Source organism: Pseudomonas emilianonis, from assembly GCF_023072625.1.
In the GTDB taxonomy this organism is placed as follows: Bacteria; Pseudomonadota; Gammaproteobacteria; order Pseudomonadales; family Pseudomonadaceae; genus Aquipseudomonas; species Aquipseudomonas paraveronii.
In genome coordinates, this window is the sequence record NZ_JAKNRV010000546.1 from 1 (window position 1) to 2441 (window position 2441).

At 65.1% G+C, this 2441-nt stretch carries 3 protein-coding genes and 1 pseudogene; all 4 read left to right on the top strand.

Annotated elements, in window-relative coordinates; all coding sequences use genetic code 11:
• Positions 1–803, top strand: a pseudogene (locus L9Z73_RS29090) (cobyrinate a,c-diamide synthase); the annotation flags it as partial.
• Positions 800–1450: a 5,6-dimethylbenzimidazole synthase gene (gene bluB, locus L9Z73_RS29095; RefSeq protein ID WP_247408302.1), complete on the top strand. Its 651-nt coding sequence runs from the start codon at positions 800–802 to the stop codon at positions 1448–1450. The pseudogene L9Z73_RS29090 and the gene bluB, both read left to right, overlap by 4 nt.
• Positions 1447–2355 carry an adenosylcobinamide-phosphate synthase CbiB gene (cbiB, locus tag L9Z73_RS29100; RefSeq protein ID WP_247408303.1) on the top strand — a complete coding sequence of 303 codons (909 nt, stop codon included), beginning with the start codon at positions 1447–1449 and terminating at the stop codon, positions 2353–2355. Before bluB ends, cbiB begins: the two co-directional genes overlap by 4 nt.
• The coding region (locus tag L9Z73_RS31680; RefSeq protein ID WP_430624327.1) for a hypothetical protein at positions 2348–2441 on the top strand (94 nt) is incomplete at its 3' end. The genes cbiB and L9Z73_RS31680, both read left to right, overlap by 8 nt.

Consider the following 2441-nt stretch of genomic DNA (forward strand, 5'->3'; position numbering starts at 1 on the left):
GCCTGGTGCAAGCCAGCGAACTGAATGACCTCGACCTGCGCCTGGACGCTGCCGCCCAAGCGTTGGGCAGCAGTTGCGAGGTCGCGTTACCGCCGCCAGTGACCTTTGCCGCACCGCCCGTGATCTGCGCCGAACCGTTGCTGGCCGGCGTGCGTATCGCCATCGCCCGTGACGAAGCCTTCGCCTTCACCTACGGTGCGAGCCTTGATCTGCTGCGGGCGATGGGCGCGGAGTTGAGCTTCTTCTCGCCGATCCATGATCGCCAATTGCCCGATGCCGACAGCCTCTATCTGCCCGGCGGTTACCCCGAACTGCATCACCAGGCGCTGTCGGAAAACACCGCGATGCTGGGTGCGATCCGTGCTCATCACGCTGCCGGCAAACCGCTGCTCGCCGAGTGTGGCGGGATGCTTTATCTGTTGGACTCGCTCACCGATGTCGACGGCATCCGCGCCGAACTGGTCGGCCTGCTGCAGGGCGATGCGGTGATGCAAAAGAAACTCGCCGCCCTGGCCCTGCAAAGCGTCGAATTGCCCGAGGGCGTGTTGCGCGGTCATACCTATCACCACTCGCTGACCAGTACCGAATGGCAGCCCGTTGCCCGTGGCGTGAGCCCCAATGGTGGGCGCGGGGCGGAGGCGGTGTATCGGCAGGGGCGGCTGACCGCGTCCTACGTCCACTTCTATTTCCCTTCCAATCCCCGCGCCGTTGCTGCGCTGTTTGCGCCCGGCGAAGGCGAATCGCACTCGGCTAAACACCACGAATCCACTGCGGGAGCGGGCTTGCCCGCGATAGGCTCATGACCGACAACGCCTTCCCCGAAGCCGAGCGCCAGGCCGTCTACCGCGCCATCGCCGAGCGCCGCGACATGCGTCACTTCAGCGGCGGCGATGTGGCTCCCGAACTGCTGCACCGTTTGCTCCAGGCCGCACACCAGGCGCCGAGCGTTGGCTTGATGCAGCCGTGGCGGTTTATCCGCATCAGTGACCGCCAACTGCGTAGCCGGATTCAACAGTTGGTGGAGGAAGAACGCATACGCACCGCCGAAGCGTTGGGCGAGCGTTCCGATACATTTATGAAGCTCAAGGTCGAAGGCATCCACGACTGCGCCGAAGTGCTGGTGGCGGCGCTGATGGATGACCGCGAGCGGCATATCTTCGGCCGGCGCACCTTGCCGGAAATGGACATGGCCTCGCTGTCCTGCGCGATCCAGAATCTGTGGCTGGCGGCGCGTGTCGAAGGCTTGGGCATGGGCTGGGTCTCGCTGTTCGAGCCGCAGGCCCTGGCTGACCTGCTGGGCTTGCCGCCCGGCGCGAAACCCTTGGCGGTGTTGTGCCTGGGGCCGGTCGAGGCGTTCTACCCGGCACCGATGTTGCAGCTCGAAGGCTGGGCCGAACCGCGGCCGCTGAGTGACATGTTGTATGAGAATACCTGGGGAGTGAGTCAATGAGTGTGGCCTTGCTGTGTGTCGCGGCGGTGGCGCTGGATGCGCTGCTGGGCGAGCCCAAGCGCTGGCATCCGCTGGTGGCGTTCGGCAATTTTGCCGCGCGCATTGAGCGGCGTTTCAACAGTGGCGGCCGTGGCTGGCGCAGCCACGGTGTGACCGCGTGGTTTATTGCGGTGGTGCCGCTGACGCTGCTGGCCACCGCGTTGTCGTGGGCGCCTTATATCGGTTGGGTGCTGGAGATCCTCGCGTTGTACTGTGCCCTCGGCATGCGCAGTCTCGGCGAACACGTGATCCCGGTGGCCCAGGCCTTGCGCAGCGATGACCTGGACGAAGCCCGTCGACGCGTGAGTTACCTGGTGAGTCGCCAGACCAGTGAATTGGATCGCACTGAAGTGGCCCGCGCCGCCACTGAATCGGTGCTGGAGAACGGCAGTGACGCCGTCTTTGCCGCACTGTTCTGGTTTGTCGTCGCGGGTGTGCCGGGCGTGGTGCTGTACCGCTTGAGCAACACCCTCGACGCCATGTGGGGCTATCGCAACGCACGCTTTGAGCGCTTCGGTTGGGCGGCGGCCAAGATCGATGACCTACTGAACTATATTCCGGCACGCCTGGTGGCGTTGACCTACGCCGTACTCGGTAAAACCCGGCTGGCGATCAAATGCTGGCGCCGCCAGGGCCCGACCTGGGATAGCCCCAACGCCGGTCCAGTCATGGCGGCGGGAGCGGGTGCCCTCGGCGTCGAGTTGGGCGGTGCCGCGATTTACCACGGTGAGCTGCACCAGCGCCCGCCATTGGGCGAAGGCCCGGCGGCGGATGCAGACGCCATCGACCGAGGCTGGCAACTGGTGCAGCGCGGCGTATGGTTGTGGCTGCTGATCCTATGTGTCGGAGGGCAATTGTATGCTTGAGCACGGTGGCCGTCTGCGCAAGGCGGCGATTGAATACGGGATTGCCGAAGCCGAATGGCTCGACCTGTCCAGTGGCCTGGCGCCCT